Source organism: Flavivirga aquatica (assembly GCF_001747085.1).
Taxonomy (GTDB): domain Bacteria; phylum Bacteroidota; class Bacteroidia; order Flavobacteriales; family Flavobacteriaceae; genus Algibacter_C; species Algibacter_C aquatica.
Genome location: NZ_MDJD01000043.1, coordinates 17,779 through 38,293, shown reverse-complemented (window position 1 = coordinate 38,293; position 20,515 = coordinate 17,779). Strand labels below are relative to the sequence as shown.

Sequence of the window (20,515 nt, the reverse complement as noted above, 5' to 3'; positions counted from 1 at the left end):
ACACATATAGCATTAATACCTAAAAATGAAAAACCAACATACCAACCACCTACTCTTACTTACTCTTGCAACCTTGTTAATTAGCACCTCTGGAGCATTGGGTAGATTTATTGATATGCCAACTCCCGTTATTATTTGGTGGCGATCTGCTTTAGGTGCATTGTTTTTATTCATTTTTTGTAGATCTAAAAAATTTAGTATTAAAATACAATCAAAAAAAGATATCATCACTCTATTTTTAGGAGCCTTGTTTTTAGGTACCCACTGGATAACCTATTTTTATGCGTTAAAATTATCTAATGTTGCTCTAGGTATGTTATCTCTTTTTATCTTCCCTGTTATTACAGCTTTATTAGAACCCTTGTTTACAAAATCAAAGTTTAACCCTATGCATATTGTTTTAGGCTTAATGGTTTTACTAGGTATTTACATTCTTGCTCCAGATTTTAATTTTGAAAGCTCTCATGTAAAAGGTATTTTATTTGGCGTACTATCCGCCATTTTTTACGCACTAAGAAATTTAATGCTAAAAAAACAAGCATCAAAATATAATGGCACAGTACTTATGATGTACCAAACATTTTTCTTGGCCATCGTTTTAATTCCTGTTATGTTTATACAAGACACCAGTAACATAACAACCCAATTTCCTTTTATTATTATACTGTCATTAGTAACAACAGCTATTGGACATTCATTATTTATTAGGAGTTTAAAACATTTCTCTGTAAGTACAGCAAGCATCATTGGAAGTACACAACCCATTTTCGGAATTATAATTGCTTATATATTCTTAAATGAAATACCTACTTTAAATACTTTTTTTGGAGGTTCTCTAATTATAGCTACTGTTATTGTTGAAAGTATAAGATCTAAAAAAAAGTAGTTCTCAATATTTCATTAAAAAAGTGTAACAAATTGATTGTCTTTACGTTCTAATAGCAAATGCGCTTTAATATAATTCAAGATCTTAATTGATTTGTTTTGAGGCGTGTTTTTATATATAAATTCATCAATCAAAATCAATCATGTTATGCTTAAATCATTTTTCATCATCTGCTCTGGAGCCGATACCGATATTTTAAAAACCTGCTCCTCTGGAGAACAAAACAAATACGCAGGCGTAGGCGCTACCGTTTTTTTACTGCCATTATGGCTTTTATTACAGGTAGTTACTCCCTATATACAGTTTTCGATAATCTTTATACTTCAATTTTATTTGGTTTAATATGGGGACTCCTTATTTTTAATCTAGACCGTTATATTGTGTCTACTATAAAAAAAACAAAAAACTTTACAGATGAACTTATACAGGCTTCTCCAAGAATTATTCTAGCCATAATTATTGCCATTGTAATTTCTAAACCTTTAGAACTTAAAATTTTCGAAAAGGAAATTAATCAAGTGCTTTTAGAGCAAAAAAATGAATTAACTCTAGCAAATAAAAATCAAATTGCAGAACAATTTACACCTACCATCTCTGCTCTTCAAAATAAAATTACTAGTTTACAAAATGACATAAATAATAAAGAGATAGAAGTAAATACGCTATACAACATATATATAACTGAAGCCGAGGGAACTTCAGGTACAAAAAAACTGGGAAAGGGGCCAGTTTATAAAGAAAAGCTCAAAAAACATGATGCGCTATTAGCTGAATTACAACAACTAAAAGCAGAAAATAAAGCAAAAATATTAGCTACCGAAACTCAGATTGCTCAACTAAAAGGGAATTATGAAACTCAAATACTAAACACACAACCTATTATTAACAATTTTGATGGCTTAATGGCACGTATTAATGCTTTAGGGAAATTACCTTGGATACCTTCATTCTTTATATTCTTATTATTCCTAGCTATAGAAACGTCTCCTATTTTAGCTAAATTATTAGCTCCAAAAGGTGTTTACGATTTTAAATTAGATGATCAAGAAACCGCTGTAAAAACGAATGTGCTTCAAAACAAAAACCTAAGAGAAGCTATATTAAAAGCCGACTACACAATTAACGACCGAATTTACAGCGATATAGAAAACGAAGAGGAATTATACACTTACAAGCGCAAAAAAGCGAGAGAACTTATGCAATTGCAATCTGATGCTTTTTATGAGCATCAAAAAAACGTGTTATAATTAGGCTGCTGTCCCCGTTTTAAAATGATCATATAGGTCTTTACAACCTAAACCGATAATAGCTAATGTTTTATTTTTAACTAAAGCTTCTTTATGAAGTTTAGCAATGGCATCAACACCATATTTATCCATACTATTTATATCTTGAATACTAATAGTAAGACTATTAACCTTTTCGAAAATATTAGAGAATTCTTTTTTAAAAATATCTAAACTACTTCTATTTAGGGCTCCTTTTATTTTAAAAAAATTATTACAATTTGTGATTTTCAATTCCATAATTTGCTGATTTTTAAATATTAACAATAAACTTGAGGGAGAGTTTTTATTTGATTACAGAGTAAAAGTAGAAAACAAAAAAGTTGTTTCACTATTTTTTCGATCAATCGATTTGATCCTTAGACGAAAAAAAAATCTATGTCAATTTCATCGATGAGTAACCGTTTTAATACCAGATTTAATTACTTTTATCTTTATTATTCCTAATATTATAAATATAACACATGAAAAAACTAGTTTTATTACTTTGCCTTGTATGCTTTTTTAGTAGCTATGCTCAAAAAAATGAAGAAGCAGATATAAAAGCCATAAACAAAGTTTTAAAAAAACAGCGCATTGCTTGGTCTAATCATAATATAGAAAAGTACATGGAAGGCTACTGGAAAAGTGACTCACTTAAATTTTATGGTAATAACGGTATTACTTATGGATGGGATAATACTTTAGAGCGTTATAAAAAAGCTTACCCAACAGAAGACCATACTGGTACGTTAAGTTTTAGAATAAACGACATTACAAAAATAAGCGAAGATGCTTATTATGTTTTAGGAGAATACCACTTAAAGCGTGAAGTTGGTAACGCCGATGGTATTTTTATGCTCGTTTTCAAAAAAATAAATGGTGAATGGAAAATCATTGCCGATACATCTTCTTAAATATGTCTCCAATTGTTAGAAAAGCCACTTTAAAAGATTTATCTACTTTATTAATGTTCGAGCAAGGGGTTATTCAAGCTGAACGCCCTTTTGATTCAACAATAAAAGATGGAAAAATAAACTATTATAATATTTCGGAATTAATTACAAGTTCCTGTTCTGATGTTTTTGTAGCTGAAATTAATAATATTATTGTAGCCTGCGGTTATGCGAAAATTAAAACGGACAGGCATTATTTAAAGCATAATTACCAAGGTTATCTAGGTTTTATGTTTGTAGATAAAGAATATAGAGGCAAACAATTAAATAAACTTATTATTGATACCTTGTTAAAATGGTGTAAAACCCAAAATGTTTTTGAAATTAGATTAGATGTTTACCCAAATAACATTCCTACTATTAAAGCTTATGAAAAAGTGGGCTTTAAAAAACACATGATTAATATGCGTTTAGATATAGAGCATATGGATTTATAACTATATTCTAAGTTACAGTCTTTACAGAAGATCGAGGATTATCTCCTGACTTTAAAATATAACAGGCTTATAAATATATCTTTCCATTTTGTTACACTTTTGTGTAAATCTATTTCAGAACAAGACACTACTAAACTAAGGGCTACTGCTAACATTTTGCTAGTAGCGTTAAAGATTGGAAGGTAAGAGAAAGCTTTTCTTCTTATTTCTTACTCTTACCGCTACTAAGCAAAGCTTAGCCAGTAGCAATACGTGGTTAGCTAGCGAGGGTTTAACGGAACATTAACCACAAACACCACTCCTTTTCTTAAATTAAATAAAAAATCATCCATAACTAAAAATCCGTATTAACACTAAAATCAAATGTTTTCCCCCGATGTCACTGCTAGTCTATGACTAATAACTATACAAATTGCTTATCCTGAATAATTTTAGTTTCAAGATTTAACAGGCTTATAAACCACCTTTGTAGATACTGGATATTTTTCTAGTAAATGTTCTGGACGGATTGGGCGTTTCTCAAAACCAACTCCGCAGTTTGGACAAGTTTGTTCCAAAACGGTTTCTACACAATCTTTACAAAAGGTACATTCGAAGCTTCTTTTGAATTGAATGGCAATGACTTGTTACAATTCTCGCATGTTGGTCTTATTTCTAACATATTTATTTGCGTTAGGGATTGAAGTGACATCCTTTTTTGAGGTACGAGAAAAAGATATAACGAAAAGCCCGACCTTTAGGTAACGCCCAAATATTAAAGTTTTTTAACGTAGTCTGTAATAATTACTATTTGCTGCGCACCTACTTTACCTTCAATATATTTTGCGTTTTCACGGTCTAAACGAATGTTTCTAACAGCTGTTCCTTGTTTAGCTACCATACTAGATCCTTTTACTTTTAAATCTTTAATTAATACTACGGCATCTCCTACTTCTAAAATAACACCATTTACATCTCTATGTATTATTTTGTTTGCTGCATCTTCATGCTCTCCTGTTGCTCGTGCTAAGGCTAAAGCTTCATCGTCTAGATACATCATATCTAACAAGTCTTTTGGCCAACCTTCATTACGGAGTCTTTGTAACATTCTCCAAGCCATGATTTGTACTGCAACGTACTCACTCCACATACTATCATTTAAACAACGCCAATGGTTTGGATCCATATCTGTGTTTTCTTCTATTTGATCTAAACAGGTTTTACAAACTAAAACATCATTACCAACATTTTCGTTTAGTGACGGCGGAATAGTGTATTGCTTTAAACCTTCTGCCGAAGTACATAATTCGCAAGTGTTATTGCTTCTATCTTGTAATGTTTGTAATACGCTCATGAGTCTTATTTTGATTTTGCAATAATACAGTTTAATAGCAGGTTCTACAACTTTAGAGTAAAGGGAAAACAAAAAGGACGCTAAAAAGCGTCCTTATAGATATTTAATAAATTTTTATTTTGATAGCTCATGCATGAACTTATAAAGATAATCTCCATGAACTCCAGTAAAATAACGTCTCCATTCTTTACCTTTTGCTTTTCTTGCTGCTTCGTCTGGCCATGCTTCTTTCATAAGTTCGGAATTCCTATCGTACATTTTATCTAAATCTGCCCAAGAGTCTAAGAAAAACACTTCTAGAAAATCTGTTTTATTAGCACCCCATGCATGTACATGTGAGTAATATGCTTTGATATTCTCATTTTTGTTTATAATGGCTTCTTGTCCCTCCTTTTTTAGTTTCATAAAATCTTCTTTGCTTCCATCTTCTGGGAAAGAAAAATGACTTTTTCTAACATAGGTTATCAAATCTTTAGTAGGTTTTTCTGCCATTAATTTTGGATTGGGTAATGGCGTATAAATTTCGTCGGAATGTTCGTTTGCGTAATATGCATTTCTTTTTTTAAAGTATGCTTTTCTTGCCTCTTCTTCTGGCCATGCCTCTTTTTCTAACTCCCCGCTTCTTTTTGCAAACTTGTCCATGTCTTCCCAGGATGCAAATGTTTGAACAAAAATTAACTCTGTATTATCAGCAGTAAACTCATGTAGATAAACGGAAGCACTAAATATGTATTCATTTTTCTTGGTTACTTTGTTTAGGTATTCTTTTTCTACAGCTTTCCAATCGTCTAAACTAAAATCTTCCATATCCATATTCCAATGCATCGTTGTTACTGCAATGTACTCGGGTCTTTTTGTTTCTTTTTCTTCTTGAGCATAAACATTTGTTGTGATAATACTAAGCAGTAATATTACTGCTAAAGCTTTAAAAAATTGGTTTGTTGTTTTCATAATCTGTTAAAATTAAATGGTTAGTAATTAACTACAATTAAATTCTACTTAAGATTAGAGGGCACACTACAAACAAGGTCTAAGAATACCTTTTTGTACTAGCAATAAAATAAATTGGGGGAATTGAGAGTATCTAAATATACAAAAAAAAGAGGGTTTTATTTAAGGATCGTTCTAGTTTTTCTTTTAGAGCAAGCTTTCTTTTTGTTTTTTTGTCATCCCTTTTATTACCATAGTATAAGAATGATCTATTAATTCTTTTACGAATTGGGGTTGCAATTCGTTTTCATGTAGATAAAGTGTGTTCCAGTGTTTTTTACTCATGTGATACCCTGGTTTGATACTATTATATTCTGCACGAAGTTCTTGAGAATAGTCTGGATCTGCTTTTAAATTTATTGCAGCTTCTCCTTGTTCCCACCGTTTTAATGATACTAATGCAAACATTTTTCCTAAGACTTTAAAGACTAATGTATCTGCATCGAAAGGAAAATCTTCTGTGGTTCCTTTTTTATTTAAACAGTATTCTCGAATTTGTTCTATATTCATGTCTTTCTTAGTCTTTTTAAGAAGCAACTTTTATTTAATTAATCTTTCCATAACTTTTTCTGGACACTCTAACTCTGTATAACCAAACTGCTTATATAAACCATGTGCGTCTGCTGTTTTAAGCATCCAAATTTTACAAGATTGTAATTCTGAGGTTGTATTTATAGTTTTTATGAATTGTTTGGAGTAGCCTTGACTTCTATATTCTGGTAATATAAATACATCCATAAGGTATGCAAAGACTGTATAATCTGTTACTACTCTTGCAAACCCTATCTGCTTTTCTCCTAAATATGCTCCAAAACAGAAACTGTTTTCTATCGTTTTTCTAACCTCATCTATAGTTCTTCCTTTTGCCCAGTATGATGTTGTTAAAAAGTTCTGAATTGTATTTATTTGCAATCTAGTTTTATCTGTCGAAATCTCTATCATCATTGAAGCTTTTCTGTTTTAGAATCTTCAATTTCCAAAGCTGTATAATCTAATTTCCATCCAATAGTTTCGACTATGCTTTCCATAAGTGAGATTGTTTCTAAGGCTTCTTTTTTAGCTACTTCTATTAAACCGCTTTCTGGAATTTTATCTTGAATATGCAACTTTGCTTCGTTATGCAAATCTGTTAAATCTGTCGCTTCAAATTTATTAAACAAGCCATCAGACTTATCGTAATAATTTAAATTGGTTTCTATTGATAGTATCTCTGGCTGCGGGAAATGTTGAAGGGTGATTTCCTTTTTATCGTTTTCTGCTTTCAATATTATTTTTGATAAATCGTAACCAACGTGGGCTTTTGCATTTATTACCACTAGTGCTTTCTTTTTACTTGAAATCAGTTTTAAAAAACGTTCTTTAACATCTTCATAATGGTATATTTCTGCAAAATCGCCTTCTACTGTTATAAATTTACAAACGGTTTTTATTTTATCTAAAAGTATAGTGGATTGAGCATTTACTAATTCCTTCTTTTTTATAGATTTAAAATAGGTAACAACACCTAAACTAGACAAACCACCAATTATAATTCCTAAAAAAGCTTCCATTTATTCAATAATTTTATATAAAATAGGTTTACTTGGAGTTGCATCATTTTCAAAAGGTGCTATTTGGAGGTTTAAAAAATAAACACCGTCATCTACTGTATTTGGTACAAAAATGAACTCTGTGATGGTTGCATCTAATCTTAATTGCCCTTTAGTGTTCCAAAATGCATTATGAGCCAGTAATTGACATTCATCTTTTTCTTTATCGACACTTGGCAAATCTATTAATAAATGCTTTACTCCTTTTTCTCTCAAATAAATAGCAGCTTCTTCTAATAAATAAGTTGGATTGGTATTAGAATACTGCATCGACAACTTCTCCTTGGTGTTAGGAATGGTTCTAATAACAATAGCTTCTCTTTTTTTATTTCCTATAGCAAATTGTAATTGCTTTTTAGATATTACTGAATCGCCATTTAATCGTTCTGGAGCTACTGTTATGACTTCTGTTAAAAAGAAAAATTGTTTTAAATTTTGATTTACGGAATGTACTTCTTCAGTAATATGTCCTACACACTCGGTATGCGTACCATGCGCATGCGGGTTAAAAAATATATTATTAAAATTTATACAAGCGCCTTCTTTTACACTAGTAATTGCTTTTCCGTTTTTTACGGGCTCAATTACTGGTGCTTCTAAATACCATGCATTTACATTTGTTTTTGATGCACTTAATGGAATAGAGAGGTCTATAGGTTTTTTTAAATCTATTTGGAGTTTTCTGGAGTTATATTGAACTGTTGCGATCATATTCAAATATAATCAAATCATAAATAATTCTGAGGCAATTCCGTCAACTAAAAATTTTCCTTTTTGGGTAACTTTTAAGATATTATTATTTGAAGTTTTTAATGAAATCGTCTTATTTGATTGAACGGGTTGTTCTATTTTATTCTCAAAGATTAATAACTCTTTATTTATAAATTTTTCTGCTGAAGATTCTAAATGTTTAAGATATTTATTACCGTAGTCTTGCTCTATTTTGTTTAATGAAATACCCCAAACGGTTCTTAAACCTGTCATAACATACTCGTTGTATTGATCTTTTTCTGAAAGATTTTCAATAGTATTGGGTAGCTCTTTTTTATGAATAGTTTGAATATACTTTGCATTATTCGCAACATTCCAACTACGTTGATTACCATAAAATGAATGTGCAGATGGTCCTATACCTAAATATAATTTCCCTTGCCAATAGCTTGTGTTATGTTTTGAAAAATAGTTTGGTTTACCGAAGTTAGAAATTTCATACTGAACAAAACCTTGCCTTACTGTTCTTTCAATTAAATGATTGAAATGTTGTAATGCTAAGTTTTCGTCTATTGGTGGGTAAGTTCCTTTTTTAACAAAACTATCCAGTGCCGTTTTAGGTTCTACCGTTAAGGCATAACTTGAAATATGATTAATCCCAAAGCTAAAAGCAATCTCTAAATTTTTATTCCATTTTTCGAGACTCATATTGGGGATACCATAAATGAGATCTATTGTTATATTATCAAAATAACGCGTTGCTTCTTCTAAACATATTTTTGCTTCTTTAGCGTTATGCGCACGATTCATATTTTTTAAATCGTCTTCAAAAAAGGATTGAATGCCTATAGATAATCTATTAATTCCAATGTTTTTATAATCTTTAAAAAGGGTTTTTGTTTGCTCTTCTTCTGTACTAAATATAGCATTGGAGTTACTATTTTGAGCTTGAATTAAATCGTCTGGATTTGCTTCTAAAGTAATTTCTGGGTTTTGTGCTACTTTATAATTTTTATAAATCGCGTCTATTAATAATTTTAGTTCCTTAACTGTTAATAACGATGGAGTACCTCCGCCAAAATAAATGGTTTCAATAATACTGTTTTTAAGTTCCTTTTTTCTAATTTCTAACTCTATTACTAAGGCTTGAACTAACTCATCTTTCTTTTTTAATGATGTTGAAAAATGAAAATCGCAATAAAAGCAAGCTTGCTTGCAAAACGGAATATGTATATAGATACCTGCCATTTATTTTACAGTCTCTAATGGCTGTTGATTGCAGATTAAAAATCTTATTGATATTTTAAGGAATAGATTATTCATAAGTAACTACTAATAATTCATTTTTTTGATAAAGTATAACTATATACTAAGGTTGTTAACTATTAACCTATTTTTTTAGGATTCTGTTTTACAAAAGCATCCCACCCTGAATAACTTTTTCCTACACTTACTCTTCCTGAATTATAAAAATGACAAACTGCTGCTGCTAAGCCGTCTGTAGAGTCTAAATTTTTAGGTAATGTTTTTAACCCTAGTAGATTTTGCAGCATTTTTGCTACTTGTTCTTTGCTAGCATTTCCATTTCCTGTAATTGCCATTTTTATTTTTTTAGGTAGGTATTCTGTAATTGGGATTTCCCTACTTAACCCTGCTGCCATAGCTACACCTTGTGCACGACCTAGCTTTAACATACTTTGCACATTTTTACCAAAAAAAGGAGCTTCAATGGCAATCTCATCTGGGTTATGAGTATCTATAAGCTCAATTGTTCGCTCAAAAATGATTTTAAGTTTTAAATAATGGTCATCATATTTTTTTAAATCTAATTCATTAAGCTGTAAAAACTGCATCGTTTTACCTACTACTTTTATAAGTCCAAACCCCATGATAGTGGTTCCTGGATCTATACCTAGAATGATTCTTTCTTTTTTCATTGTTCACAAAAGTAACAACCGCTTAACGATATAGATAACCCAAAATTTATGGTCAATAAATTTCCATTAAATGATCCATAACCTTCAGACACTGGGTTAAATTCTTTTCCAAACCCAACAATATATGAGGTGTCAACAAATAAAGAAAGGGTTTCGGACATTCCATAATGGAATTCTATTCCTGCCATGCCATTTAAAAACGACAAGTTATTTTGAGTATAATCTCCTAAAGGTTTAATCATTGAAAGTCCAGGTCCTATATGGGGATATGCTCCTAATCTCTGTGATGAAAAATTAAATACTTCATTGGCATCAAAAACCAATTGAAGATTTAATCTTGTGTAATTAACTTTAAACTCTGGTGTATTGTTTAAATTTGAAAATCTATTATATCCAAAATCTAATTTTGCTCCTAACTTAGGTTTGAACATATATTGTACTCCTAGGTTTATAGATGGGGAATTTACAGGTTTAGATTCAAAATCACGAACAAAGCCACCAGAAGATGGGTTGTTAATACCTAGTGCAAGCTGCGCTTTTATTGTACTTGTATTCCCTTGAGAAAACCCAAAAAACGAATAGGCAACAAAGCATATAGCTAAATAAATATTCTTATAAATCTTAAATATTGAAAACATACCGTATTATTGGTTTAATTTGCATGTATTAAAAATGAAATACAAACTTCCGCACAAAATTAAACAATTCTTTTTTGTACTCATTAAATTGGGCATAGTAGTTGCTGCTTTTTACTTTATATATATAAAGTTAACTAATAATAACCAGTTAAATTTTTCTGTTTTCACTAATTTTCTATCAAGGAATAACGCTTTTTCAATAGAAAACGTATTTTTTTTAAGTATCTTAAGTATATTTAATTGGTTTTTTGAAATTTTAAAATGGAAAACATTAATTAGTCCTATTCAACAAATTAGTTTTAATCATGCTGTTGAACAAAGTTTAGGCGCTTTAACAGCATCTTTATTTACACCTAATAGAATTGGCGAATATGGTGTTAAAGCTATCTATTTCTTACCCCACAACAGAAAGCATATTGTTCTTGTTAATATACTTAGTAATTCTTTACAAATGACTATCACTAGTGTTTTAGGGGTTATAGGTTTTAGTTTTTTAATATCTCAATATGATGTAAATATTAATTATTACAAAATCATTAAAATATTAATAATTAGTCTTGCATCTATTTTATTAATAAGCTTTGTTTTCTATAAAACTAAATTCACGATTAAAGGATTCTCTTTAGAAAAAATTAAGCATTTCATTATAGATTATCCTAAAAATAAGCTTGCTTCAGGGGCTTTATTTTCTTTTTTTCGCTATGCTATATTTTCATTTCAATTCTATTTTTTATTATATATTTTCAAAATTGACATTACATATTTAAACGCCATGATACTAATTACTTCCATGTATTTAATAACATCATTGATCCCTTCTATCTTTATTTTTGATGTTATTGTAAAAGGAGGTGTTGCAGTGTATTTATTTTCTTTAGTTGGCATAAATGAGCTTACTGTTTTATGCGTTATTATGCTTATGTGGATTCTTAATTTTGTGATACCAAGTATTCTTGGAAGTTATTATGTTCTTAACTTCAAATTACCAAAATAAAATTTTTAAACATGATTTTAATTAGTATTATTATATCCATTATCTATTTGTTTTTAATAGGAAGTTTTACTTTTGGGTTTGATAAAATAAAGATTTTTACTTTAGAAGACATGCCTTCTAAAACTAAATTTTCAATACTTATTCCTTTTAGAAATGAAGCTAAAAATTTACCAGATTTATTAAAATCTATGGCTTCATTAAAATATTCTAAACAGTTATTTGAAGTCATTTTTATTGATGATGATTCTGAAGATGATTCTGTCGATATTATAAAAGAATTTATAAGCAAAAAAAGCATCAATTCTTCTCGAGGGAACTTTAGTATTATAAAAAATGAAAGAAAAACAAATTCGCCAAAAAAAGATGCCATTACCTCAGCTATAAATCATGCAAAACACGAATGGATTATAGCCACAGATGCCGATTGTATCTTACCTGAATATTGGCTAGATAGTTTTGATGAATACATTCAAAAAACAAATGTATCATGTATAGCTGGACCTGTTACCTACCATTTAAACAATGATTTTTTTAATCGGTTTCAACTACTAGATATCCTTAGTTTACAAGGAGCAACTATTGGCGGTTTTGGCATTAAAAAACCATTTTTGTGCAATGGTGCTAATTTCGCATATAAAAAAACTTTATTTTCTAAAATAAATGGATTTGAAGGGAACACACATATTGCTAGTGGAGATGACATTTTTTTACTTGAAAAAATAGCAAAAACTAATCCTAAATCACTTCACTATTTAAAATGTGAAAAGGCTATAGTTACTACAACAGCTCAACCAACTTATAAAAACTTAATAGCCCAACGCATTAGATGGGTTGCAAAAACAAGTACTTACAATAATTGGTTTGGAAAATTTACAGGACTTGTCGTTTTACTAATGAATGCTTTAATAATTTCTTATTTAGTCCTTTCTATTATTAATGTTTTCAACTTTAAAATCTGGTTATATATTTTAATAATTAAATTCAACATAGACTTCTTTTTAATTTATAAATCGGCTTTATTTTTTAATCAAAAAGGTATTTTAAGAAGTTTTATTTTTGGATTTCTAATTTATCCTTTTTTTAGTGTTTATGTTGCTTTTATATCGATGTTTATTACTTATAAATGGAAAGGAAGAGTCTTTAAAAAATAAGGAATCACTTAATATTTAAACTAATCAACAACTTGAATAACTATAGGTAACTCAAATACTGTGGTAACTTGCTGTCCCCTTTTAATAGCTGGAAATATTTTAGGTAAAGTTTTTAAGCTTTCGCTAAATAGAGTTTCAATATTTGGAATTTCATTAATTGTAAGGGAGTCTATTTTAGATTTTAGCAAAGACAACTCACCTTCCTTAGAAGCCTCAAAATATAACGAGATAGTATCATTAATATCCTGAGTAACAACTATAACTTCTTGTTCTAAAAATCCTGTAATATGCATTGTTAAAGTTTCTTGAAAACATACTTTTCGTTCTTCTTTAGTTGTGGAAGAATCACAGAATGGAAAACTAGGGTATTCATCTACATCATTCCAGTTAAAAGACTCTAACTCTTCTTTTAAAATGATTTCTGAAGATGTTTTTTTCACATTAAAATACTCACAAGATGTTAGTATTAAAAGAAACAAAAAAAAACAAATTTTCTTCATAGATTAGAACTGAATCCGAAAAGTACAATTTTTTTAGATTTTTTATCCTTAAAAAACGAAAAACCAAAGCTAAAAACTTCGTTTTCAATACAATATTAAAAAAACCTTTACTATACTAAAAATACAAGTAACAAACAAGACTCAATAACTTTTCTATCTTATTCACTAAAATAATTTTAGTTATACTTAACAGCTTCTTAAGTTTCTTCATTTTAAACCAAGCCTCCTAATTATAAAGCGTAACATTTCAACCCTTTACGCGTCTAAACTATAGATAACTTAAATACAATATGGATATTATTTTAACAATAATTGCAACAATGCTTATTTGGTTACTAGATTATATTATTCCTGCAATTGGAACAAAACGATTTGGTGGTACAAAATATGGTATGGTTGGAACAACTGTTGGTCTTATTGTTGGATTGATTACACCTATTCCAGCTGGCATTATTATTGGGCCATTTCTTGGGGCTTTAATTGGTGAACTTTTAAATAAAAATGATATTAAAACAGCAACTAAAGCTACCTTTGGATCTTTTATAGGTTTTCTAACATCTACATTTATAAAATTTATTGTCTCTATTATCTATTTAGCTTTTTTTATAGAGTTGTTGTAAGATTATGACTATAGTTCAATTTAAAAAAAGAAGAAACCCTGTGGGTCTCTCACCTCCACAGGGCTTTGTAAATTGCTATTATCAACAAAAAAATTGAGGGATTAATTAATTTTATGAAGTGTTGATGCACAAATATAACTATTACTTTCCTTTTCAAGCTGCGGGAAACCCACAACACCTTTACGGGCAAAAGGTACTAGCGTTATATATCAAGGTTTTAAGGGTATTTAAAAAAGTAGGATTTTTTTTCAAAACCTGCTTTTTAACATTATAGCAATATTAGTACTACACAAATCCTTTCTTTCTTGCCTCATTCAATAGTGTTTCATCTTGGCCATCGTAGACCTCAAAAATATCTCTTAGATGTTTTTTTCTTTTTTCTATTGCACTTAAGGAAATATCTAAGTGAGAAGCTAAATTTTTAGTTTTCACGCCTTGCGATAATAAATGAAGTATTTTCCTGTTTTTATCATCAACAAATATGTCACTTGTAATCACTTTTCTTATATGATTATTAACAGTACCACTATAAAACGGAGGATTATAAAGTACTGCTTGAAATGCACTGGCTAGTTCACTAGATGTTAAATCACTTTTAATTAAAAAACCTTCAGGGTCTATAGTTTTTATGATATTATGAATTCTAAAAGATTCATTAAACATCGTTAAAATAATAATTTTTGCTTCTGGTAAAACTTTACGAGCATATTCTGCTAAATCTTCTCCAGAACTCATTACTCCATCTGCTGATGGAGGTAGACTAATGTCTACAAACAATACATCGTAAGGGATTTTATTTTGAACTGATTTATTCATGTACGTAATAGCTTCATCACAATTGTTAGCGATGTCTATCTTTAATTCTTGTTCATCTTTTTTGGTAAAAAGTAGTGTGTTTTGATACCCTTCAATAATCATAGGGTGATCATCAATCATTAGTATTTTAATATTTTCTGTCATAGTTTAAGTAATGGGAGCTTCTACGGTTACTGTTGTTCCTACATCCTTTTTAGAAGTTATAGTTATTTTTCCATTTATATCATTAATCCTAGAGTTCATGTTTTTTAAGCCAATACCAGATTTAACTCTATTAACATCAAATCCAGAACCATCATCACGCATTGCTAATAAAATTACATTATTTTTTAGTTTAAAACTAATATTTACTTTAGTCGCCTTAGCATGCTTGTATATATTATGAAGTACTTCTTGAATAATTCTATAAATATGAATTTTATTCTTATTTGAAACTTCATCCCAATCTATGGCATCATCAGGTCTTAATTCATAATCAATATGATAAGCTAATGTTTGAGTTTCAACTAATGTTTTAATAATATCTATAAATCCAAAGCCAGAAACAAAATCGGTATTTAACTCATGAGACACTTTTCTAATATCTTGTTCTATAACCTTTAGTTCATTAATATATTGTCCTCTGGTTTTTATAGCTTCTACACTAGAATTCATATTCAAGCTATCTAAACTTAAACGCGTGCCAAACAAACGCCCTAAAACACCATCATGTAATTCTTCAGAAATTCGTTTCTTCTCCAATGTTCTTGCTTCTTCAATACTTTCGTTTTGAGATAACATGAGGTTATAAATTTCTTCGTTTGTTTCTTGTTGTTTTTGGATAAATTGTAATTCTTTATTTTTATTTCTTTGATTAATTACAATGTAAAGTAAAAAAGAGGCTATAATTAATACTATGGATATAATTATAAGCCACATACGCTCTTTTGCTATTTGAATATTTTCTTTTTCTATTTGGTTGGTTTCATACTTGATTCGCGCAAATTTATTTCTAATTGTACGTTCAGATTTTTGCAAACTATCACTCAATTTTACATAAGCGTTTAAGTGCTCTACGGCTTTTTCTCCTTCCTCAATTTCTGAAAGTAATAAAAGAGATTTCAATAAATCATAATTATAATACTCTTCTGCAATATCCTTCGCTTTATATGCATAATGCAATGCAGAATCTTTATTCTTATTATTATAATGATATTCTGCAAGATGTTTGTTTATTGCTATTGATTTATATTTCTCATTAATATTATTACAAACCCTTAATGCTTTAAAATATAGTTTAGGTATTTGCTCATAGTTTTTTGATAAATACAACGTATGCGCATAACTATCAAGAACTAATGCATAAAAAGCAGGACGCTCATTAACTAAGTTTTTATTTTCTAAAATCTGACTATAATATTCTAGTGCTATTGAATACTCTCCAAAACCCTTATATGAATTAGCTAAATTATTTTTTTGGTTTTCAATAGTTTGCCTATTATTTCCGTCTAACTTCTTTTGTAAATCTAACGCTTTAATATTATACTTGATTGATTCTTCAAATTGTTCAAGGTTCTTAAAAACCAAAGCTAAATTATTGTAAAAAAATGATTTGTATTTCCTTACATTATTAGACTCATTAAGCTCACTTAATAAAGACAGGGCTTCTACAGAGATTAGTTCACTTCCTGTATAATCTTTATCGTTTCTTTGAAGTAGGGCAATATCCAGAAGTACTACAGCTGTATTAAAATTATCTTTTAATCCTCTATATAACTTTTCAGCTTTATTATCGTAATAATAAGCACTGTCTACTTCTTTATCAAAATAATAATAACCAAGTTCTTTATTAATTAAAGCTAATGCACTAGAATCGTTCATTTTTTTTGCCAACCGCAAAGCTCTGTGGCTGTACTTCAAAAAATCTTTGTAATTATTTTTACTTCTTGAATTTATTTTTGATAAATTAATTATACTTTTTAATATCAAAGAATCTACTCCTTGTTTTTCAGATAGTTTTTTTGCCTTTAATGCATAATCAAGTCTAATTTCATAATTATCAATAGCATTGTATTTCGATTTTTTTAAATAAAATCCAATACTATCCGTCACCTTATTTTCTTTCTGAGAATAAGATAAGAATGAAAAAAAAACGCCTAAGACAAAAAATTTTAGATTCAATAGTGTAAATACTTTCTCAAATGTATTTATAATTTTCCAATTAACTTAAAATACTAAACCTTTATCTTTTGATAAAACTTAGATAATATTATCGTTGTTCAATATCGTTACCGTTATATACGGTATTTTCAGTTTCTAGTATAATTATTATATCATCTTCCTTTAATTCCTCTTTAGAATAAGCTGTTAATGATAAAAAAATAAGAGTAGCTATTAAAATGTTTTTTAGAGTTTTCATAATGATTTTATAGTATTTATAATTAAATTACTGGTCTTTGATTTTTTAGGAGTATATTATCGTTGCTCCATATCTCCATCTGTATATGGAATGCTTTCTTCTATTTCTGGAGTCGTTAATACTTCATCTTCATTTAAATCTTGTTTGGTACATGAGGTTAATGATGAAAATATTAGAGCTGCGATTAAAGTGATTTTTAAGGTTTTCATATTCAGTTTATTTTATAGTATTTATAATTGAATTAATAAGATTTTGATTTTTTAGAAATATTATCGTTGCTCCATATCTCCATCTGTATATAAAATGTGTTCAGTCTCTGGGGTAGTTAACACATCATCTTCATTTAAATCTTGTTTGGTACATGAGGTTAATGATGAAAATATTAGAGCTGTAATTAAAGTGATTTTTAAGGTTTTCATATTCAGTTTATTTTATAGTATTTATAATTGAATTAATAAGGTTTTGATTTTTTAGGAGTATTATCGTTGCTCCATATCTCCATCTGTATATGGAATGCTTTCTTCTATTTCTGGAGTCGTTAATACTTCATCTTCATTTAAATCTTGTTTGGTACATGAGGTTAATGATGAAAATATTAGAGCTGTAATTAAAGTGATTTTTAAGGTTTTCATATTCAGTTTATTTTATAGTATTTATAATTGAATTAAAATATTAAGACTTCATCTTTCGACAAAACCCTGATTGCATAATACTTAAAAGTATTATCGTTGTTCCATATCTCCGTCTGTACCAAGAAAATGTTCCGTTTCTGGAGTTAATATATCTTCTTCATCTAAATCTTGTTTTGTACAAGCCACTAATGATGAAAAAATAAGGACTACGATTAGAGTAATTTTTAAAGTTTTCATAATGTTTTATATTAAAAGTTTATATTAATTTTCTATGCTTATTTTAAAAAAACCCATACCTTTAACGCTTGCGTAATAAACACACAAGCTTTGAATTAAGGGAAAAATGGACAACTAGTTTATAGATAGATACGCATACAACATATCGATATAACTAACTGTTTATGAGGGATATTACGACTAGAAAAAGTCGAAAATGGATTAATTTTATTAATAGAACTAAGGGAAATCTAAACAGGCCTATTAAGACAAGCTAAATTACCCTAAAGCCTTTCACGCTCAGAAATTTACTCGACAAAACCTTTATTTTTTTCGCCGATTAGGGAAAAATCGACAAAATTCAGCTAAGCGTAGATTTATTTTTGACGATACTTGTTTTTACTATTTTAGTTTTCACATCTTCTTCAGATAATGAATTTTGTATTCTTTTAATTAATAATTGTGCTGCATTAGCTCCAATAATTTTTGCATGTTGACGTATAGTTGTCAATCTTGGAAGTGTATGATTTGAATCTGATTTACTAGCAAATGCAATAAGAGAAATATCTTTTGGTACTTTTAATCCCAAATTAACAGCAGTATTAAGAGCTATTACTCCAGAAGAGCTATCTGCAGCAATTACAGCATCAATATTTTTATTTTTCTTAAAAAAAGATTTTATTTTTTTTTGATGGTCGTCTTTCTTTTTAATCTTTAAAACTAAAGGCTCCATACCACTTTCCAATATAGCTTTATTATAACCGTGTTTTCTTAATTTCCCAACACTTAAATCATTGATATTACTAATAAAAACAATCTGCTTTCTTTTTTCCTGCATTAAGCTTTTAGTAGCGTTATATGTTGCATCAAAATCATCTACAATAACTTTATCACACATAACATCGTGTGCAACTCTATCAAACATAACAATTGGAAGACCCTGACTTATTGTTTTTTTAAAATGATCAATCTCATTATTAACTTGAGTTTCTTCTGCTACCGATAAAATAAAACCATCAACACTCCCATTTGCTAATAACTGTAAACTATCCTTTTCTTTCTCTAAAGATTCATTAGATATGCATGTAATAATATTATATCCTTGCTTAGTAGCTTCTCTTTCTATTCCAAATAATACTTTAGCTAAAAATCTATTAAGAATATTAGGTATAATAACTCCTATAGTTTTTGTCTTGTTTTGTTTTAAACTTAAAGCTACTTTATTAGGCTTATAATTGTATAACTCTGCTAGTTCCTTAACACGTCTAACCGTTTCTTCCCCAATCTCTTCACTATTATTTAAAGCTTTAGAAACCGTAGAAATAGAAACATTTAACTCTTTTGCTAGTTGTTTTAAAGTAACCATATAGATAATTTATAAGTAATGCAATTTACAAAATTAGTTTTTGTAAAATGTTTACTTAAAAATAAGTTATAACAAAAAAGTATTCTTTTGCCTTCTTTAAACACTATACTATTAAAGCAAACTTCATGAAAATTGTTTTATTCTTTGAGGTTAAACCTTTTGTATTTTATTTAGTCCTTTAAGTATTAATTTTTGTAAAAATTATTTTTATTATTTAATTTGTGGTAAGAGCAAAAGGAAGTTATTAAATTTAAAATAAAAGACAAAACGGATTATATTGACACCATTAAAATAGAACGTTTTAAAAAGAACATTAGAAAGACTTTATCACATAAACACAATAAATATCTTGAATTTATATATTTTACTGAAGCTAGCGGTTACCACGTAAAAGATAATCTAAAAATAGAGGCTCCTATTTTTTTCGTTGTAAGAAAAGATCAAATCCATTTTTGGAATATTGTAGCTAAACCAAAAGGTTATGTTATTATCATCAAAAAATATTTTATAGATAACTGCTTGGATACAAAAATAAAGCAGCAAATAATTAAAATAAGTGCTTTTACTCATTTGACACCTATAAATGATAATATTATTGAATATCAACAAAAAATACTGTTATTAAAGGTTTACTTGGTAAATTATTACAATTCAAAAAAAGAATCAACTAACTTATATTATCTATCAAAAATTTATTGAATTACTTTCAAATCAAGACAAGCTTTCGAATAGTGTTAATCATTATGCTAAATTGTTAAATATGAGTCCTCAAAATTTAAACATAAATTCCCAAAATGAATGTAATAAATCTGCATCAGAAATGCTATCCGATTTTATTTTAAGTGAAGCAAAGCGCTTATTATTATATTCAGATAAAAATATCTTTGAAATAGCATACTCTTTATTCTTTAAAGATAATTCTCATTTTACTAAATACTTCAAAAGACTAACAGGTTATACACCTAGCAATTATAAAAAACAATAACCTGAATTAAAAACCATAAACTTTTCAAAAAGACCATTTAATTAGACAATAATAACATAGGTTTGTATCCTAATAAACTAAAATAATTTGGCATG

The 20,515-nt window shown here is 28.7% G+C and carries 26 protein-coding genes and 2 pseudogenes; 9 read left to right on the top strand and 19 right to left on the bottom strand.

Annotated features, from left to right (window positions below; translation table 11 throughout):
- Positions 1–25 precede the first annotated feature (25 nt).
- Positions 26–886: a DMT family transporter gene (locus A8C32_RS09710; protein ID WP_069830242.1), complete on the top strand. Its 861-nt coding sequence runs from the start codon at positions 26–28 to the stop codon at positions 884–886.
- Positions 887–1,033: 147 nt separating this feature from the next.
- A pseudogene (locus tag A8C32_RS09705) lies at positions 1,034–2,133 on the top strand (DUF4407 domain-containing protein).
- Here the strand turns inward: A8C32_RS09705 and A8C32_RS09700 are convergent.
- Positions 2,134–2,412: an STAS domain-containing protein gene (locus A8C32_RS09700; protein ID WP_069830523.1), complete on the bottom strand. Its 279-nt coding sequence runs from the start codon at positions 2,410–2,412 to the stop codon at positions 2,134–2,136. It abuts the pseudogene before it with no gap.
- Positions 2,413–2,636: 224 nt separating this feature from the next.
- Here A8C32_RS09700 and A8C32_RS09695 point away from each other — a divergent pair, with 224 nt between their 5' ends.
- A complete protein-coding gene (locus A8C32_RS09695) occupies positions 2,637–3,068 on the top strand; it encodes a YybH family protein (RefSeq protein WP_069830241.1) in 432 nt (143 codons plus the stop codon).
- Entirely contained in the window at positions 3,038–3,544 is a 507-nt protein-coding gene (locus A8C32_RS09690; protein ID WP_240491724.1) for a GNAT family N-acetyltransferase, read from the top strand. The genes A8C32_RS09695 and A8C32_RS09690 overlap by 31 nt, the downstream gene beginning before the upstream one ends.
- 437 nt (positions 3,545–3,981) lie before the next feature.
- Here the strand turns inward: A8C32_RS09690 and A8C32_RS21355 are convergent, their stop codons facing one another.
- The 10 genes from A8C32_RS21355 to A8C32_RS09640 all read right to left on the bottom strand — a co-directional run bounded on the left by A8C32_RS21355 (position 3,982) and on the right by A8C32_RS09640 (position 10,742).
- Positions 3,982–4,101 (bottom strand): hypothetical protein, encoded by a 120-nt coding sequence (locus tag A8C32_RS21355; RefSeq protein ID WP_349267241.1) that lies wholly within the window; start codon positions 4,099–4,101, stop codon positions 3,982–3,984.
- Between the two features lie 197 nt (positions 4,102–4,298).
- A complete protein-coding gene (locus A8C32_RS09680) occupies positions 4,299–4,877 on the bottom strand; it encodes a PhnA domain-containing protein (RefSeq protein WP_069830238.1) in 579 nt (192 codons plus the stop codon).
- Positions 4,878–4,991: 114 nt separating this feature from the next.
- A complete protein-coding gene (locus A8C32_RS09675; protein ID WP_069830237.1) occupies positions 4,992–5,828 on the bottom strand; it encodes a hypothetical protein in 837 nt (278 codons plus the stop codon).
- A 186-nt stretch (positions 5,829–6,014) separates the two neighbouring features.
- Positions 6,015–6,377 (bottom strand): MmcQ/YjbR family DNA-binding protein, encoded by a 363-nt coding sequence (locus A8C32_RS09670; protein ID WP_069830236.1) that lies wholly within the window; start codon positions 6,375–6,377, stop codon positions 6,015–6,017.
- A 30-nt stretch (positions 6,378–6,407) separates the two neighbouring features.
- A complete protein-coding gene (locus A8C32_RS09665; RefSeq protein ID WP_349267240.1) occupies positions 6,408–6,812 on the bottom strand; it encodes a GNAT family N-acetyltransferase in 405 nt (134 codons plus the stop codon).
- Positions 6,809–7,417 carry a DUF4230 domain-containing protein gene (locus tag A8C32_RS09660; protein ID WP_069830234.1) on the bottom strand — a complete coding sequence of 203 codons (609 nt, stop codon included), beginning with the start codon at positions 7,415–7,417 and terminating at the stop codon, positions 6,809–6,811. Before A8C32_RS09660 ends, A8C32_RS09665 begins: the two co-directional genes overlap by 4 nt.
- Positions 7,418–8,167: a cyclase family protein gene (locus tag A8C32_RS09655; RefSeq protein ID WP_069830233.1), complete on the bottom strand. Its 750-nt coding sequence runs from the start codon at positions 8,165–8,167 to the stop codon at positions 7,418–7,420.
- A gap of 12 nt (positions 8,168–8,179) precedes the next feature.
- A complete protein-coding gene (hemW, locus tag A8C32_RS09650) occupies positions 8,180–9,415 on the bottom strand; it encodes a radical SAM family heme chaperone HemW (protein WP_069830232.1) in 1,236 nt (411 codons plus the stop codon).
- 137 nt (positions 9,416–9,552) lie between these two features.
- Positions 9,553–10,104 (bottom strand): crossover junction endodeoxyribonuclease RuvC, encoded by a 552-nt coding sequence (ruvC, locus tag A8C32_RS09645; RefSeq protein WP_069830231.1) that lies wholly within the window; start codon positions 10,102–10,104, stop codon positions 9,553–9,555.
- A complete protein-coding gene (locus A8C32_RS09640) occupies positions 10,101–10,742 on the bottom strand; it encodes a cell envelope biogenesis protein OmpA (protein WP_069830230.1) in 642 nt (213 codons plus the stop codon). Before A8C32_RS09640 ends, ruvC begins: the two co-directional genes overlap by 4 nt.
- A gap of 34 nt (positions 10,743–10,776) precedes the next feature.
- Between A8C32_RS09640 and A8C32_RS09635 the strand changes: the two genes are divergently transcribed.
- Both A8C32_RS09635 and A8C32_RS09630 read left to right on the top strand, forming a co-directional pair.
- Positions 10,777–11,736: a lysylphosphatidylglycerol synthase domain-containing protein gene (locus A8C32_RS09635; protein WP_069830229.1), complete on the top strand. Its 960-nt coding sequence runs from the start codon at positions 10,777–10,779 to the stop codon at positions 11,734–11,736.
- 11 nt (positions 11,737–11,747) lie between these two features.
- Positions 11,748–12,887 carry a glycosyltransferase gene (locus A8C32_RS09630; protein ID WP_069830228.1) on the top strand — a complete coding sequence of 380 codons (1,140 nt, stop codon included), beginning with the start codon at positions 11,748–11,750 and terminating at the stop codon, positions 12,885–12,887.
- A 20-nt stretch (positions 12,888–12,907) separates the two neighbouring features.
- On the opposite strand, the gene A8C32_RS09625 is transcribed toward A8C32_RS09630, so the two are convergent.
- Entirely contained in the window at positions 12,908–13,387 is a 480-nt protein-coding gene (locus A8C32_RS09625) for a hypothetical protein (protein ID WP_069830227.1), read from the bottom strand.
- 302 nt (positions 13,388–13,689) lie between these two features.
- On the opposite strand from A8C32_RS09625, the pseudogene A8C32_RS09620 reads away from it, so the two are divergent.
- Positions 13,690–14,007, top strand: a pseudogene (locus A8C32_RS09620) (DUF456 domain-containing protein); the annotation flags it as partial.
- 285 nt (positions 14,008–14,292) lie between these two features.
- Here the strand turns inward: A8C32_RS09620 and A8C32_RS09615 are convergent.
- From A8C32_RS09615 to A8C32_RS20630, 6 genes are all read right to left on the bottom strand, one after another.
- Entirely contained in the window at positions 14,293–14,967 is a 675-nt protein-coding gene (locus A8C32_RS09615; RefSeq protein ID WP_069830226.1) for a response regulator, read from the bottom strand.
- Between the two features lie 3 nt (positions 14,968–14,970).
- A complete protein-coding gene (locus A8C32_RS09610) occupies positions 14,971–16,914 on the bottom strand; it encodes an ATP-binding protein (protein ID WP_123803380.1) in 1,944 nt (647 codons plus the stop codon).
- 157 nt (positions 16,915–17,071) lie between these two features.
- Positions 17,072–17,221 carry a hypothetical protein gene (locus tag A8C32_RS20645; protein ID WP_165605824.1) on the bottom strand — a complete coding sequence of 50 codons (150 nt, stop codon included), beginning with the start codon at positions 17,219–17,221 and terminating at the stop codon, positions 17,072–17,074.
- 56 nt (positions 17,222–17,277) lie between these two features.
- A complete protein-coding gene (locus A8C32_RS20640) occupies positions 17,278–17,430 on the bottom strand; it encodes a hypothetical protein (RefSeq protein ID WP_165605823.1) in 153 nt (50 codons plus the stop codon).
- 60 nt (positions 17,431–17,490) lie between these two features.
- Positions 17,491–17,640 carry a hypothetical protein gene (locus A8C32_RS20635; RefSeq protein WP_165605822.1) on the bottom strand — a complete coding sequence of 50 codons (150 nt, stop codon included), beginning with the start codon at positions 17,638–17,640 and terminating at the stop codon, positions 17,491–17,493.
- A 60-nt stretch (positions 17,641–17,700) separates the two neighbouring features.
- The gene (locus A8C32_RS20630; protein ID WP_165605821.1) at positions 17,701–17,853 is read right to left on the bottom strand and encodes a hypothetical protein; all 153 of its coding nucleotides are present in this window, start codon (positions 17,851–17,853) and stop codon (positions 17,701–17,703) included.
- A gap of 148 nt (positions 17,854–18,001) precedes the next feature.
- Here A8C32_RS20630 and A8C32_RS21475 point away from each other — a divergent pair, with 148 nt between their 5' ends.
- Positions 18,002–18,118, top strand: a complete 117-nt coding sequence (locus A8C32_RS21475) for a hypothetical protein (protein WP_432416494.1) — start codon at positions 18,002–18,004, stop codon at positions 18,116–18,118.
- A 312-nt stretch (positions 18,119–18,430) separates the two neighbouring features.
- Here the strand turns inward: A8C32_RS21475 and A8C32_RS09605 are convergent, their stop codons facing one another.
- Entirely contained in the window at positions 18,431–19,435 is a 1,005-nt protein-coding gene (locus tag A8C32_RS09605) for a LacI family DNA-binding transcriptional regulator (protein ID WP_069830224.1), read from the bottom strand.
- A gap of 751 nt (positions 19,436–20,186) precedes the next feature.
- Here A8C32_RS09605 and A8C32_RS09600 point away from each other — a divergent pair.
- Positions 20,187–20,420: a helix-turn-helix domain-containing protein gene (locus A8C32_RS09600; protein ID WP_276205025.1), complete on the top strand. Its 234-nt coding sequence runs from the start codon at positions 20,187–20,189 to the stop codon at positions 20,418–20,420.
- Positions 20,421–20,515 lie beyond the last annotated feature (95 nt).